This is a genomic window from Paracoccus laeviglucosivorans (assembly GCF_900182695.1).
GTDB lineage: Bacteria > Pseudomonadota > Alphaproteobacteria > Rhodobacterales > Rhodobacteraceae > Paracoccus > Paracoccus laeviglucosivorans.
This window is the reverse complement of the sequence record NZ_FXTK01000081.1, coordinates 1-1,179: the sequence shown is the minus strand read 5'-3', so window position 1 is coordinate 1,179 and position 1,179 is coordinate 1. Positions and strand designations below refer to the sequence as shown.

The window sequence follows — 1,179 nt, the reverse complement described above, 5'->3', positions numbered from 1 at the left end:
CCGCGCTGCTGCTGTCGGCTTTTGCCGCGCCCGCAATGGCGGCGACTGTCGTGGGCTTGTCGGGCGACAACGAATTGCACTGGCTGGACACGGAACGCTGGACCCGCACCGGGGGCGTCACCGTCTCGGGCGTCGAAGGGCGTCTGCTGGGGATCGACGTGCGCCCGGCCGATGGCAAGCTTTACGGGGTCTTCACGGATGGCACGCTGGCCACGATCGACCCCCAGACCGGGGCGGCGACCAAGGTCAGCACGTTGGCCACCAAGCTGGCTGACGGCGTGTCGGCGACGGTCGATTTCAACCCGGCTGCCGACAAGCTGCGCGTCATGGGCAGCGACGGCACCAGCCTGCGCGTGACCGTCGATACCGGCGAGGTGGTCACCGATGGCAGCCACGCCTATGCCGATGGCACGACGCCGAACGTGATCGCGGGTGCCTATACCAATTCCTACGCGGGGACCGAGAAGACGCAGCTTTTCAACATTGACGGCGCAGCGGGCTGGCTGGTTCTGCAAGACCCGCCGAATGACGGCAAGCTGAACCCGGTGGGCGACATCGGCGTGAAGCCGACCGAGGCCGGGTTCGACATCGCCTCCGACGGTAAGGGCGGCAATGAGGCATGGCTGGTCGTCGATGGCGGCTTCCATTCGGTCAATCTGGAAACCGGTGCGACCACCGAGGCCGGCAGGATCGACGGCGCGAACGTGCGCGATATTGCCATACTCCCCGCGATGTAGTCTTGGCGGCGATTTGTTGACTTAATGAGTGTGCGATCCGGGGGCCTGGCTTCCCGGATCGCATGGTTTCATGCTTGCCTGTGGGCGGCTGTATCGCCGCTTCGCCCATCTGAAGGTGCGCGACAAGGAGGGTCTTCGTATCGTTAGAAACTTTTCCTCCTACGGTCGTCGGAGTGCCGCCGCCTTTGGAGGAGACGAAAAAATTTCTCACCAAATTAAACGCTTTGAACGTGCAGCGCTTCGCGAAATTGAGGAACTCAAAATACTATAAATAGTTGGCGACTCGGACTTCATCGTCAATTTCCCCCATTCCGGTCATTCGTCCACGACGCAGCGAAGGTCCGCTTCCCGCCCTTCGGTTCGATTAGAGTGACGGCGCGACGTGTGCGATCATGGCGAAGCTGGTCAAGCCCACGATGAACTGCGGCCGGAGCAGGCCGGC

Annotated in this window: 1 protein-coding gene; it reads left to right on the top strand. The window is 62.6% G+C overall.

Annotation, left to right across the window (positions count from 1 at the left end):
- Positions 1-737: DUF4394 domain-containing protein (locus FN835_RS21115; RefSeq protein WP_221930509.1), on the top strand; the 737-nt coding region annotated here is incomplete at its 5' end.
- Positions 738-1,179 lie beyond the last annotated feature (442 nt).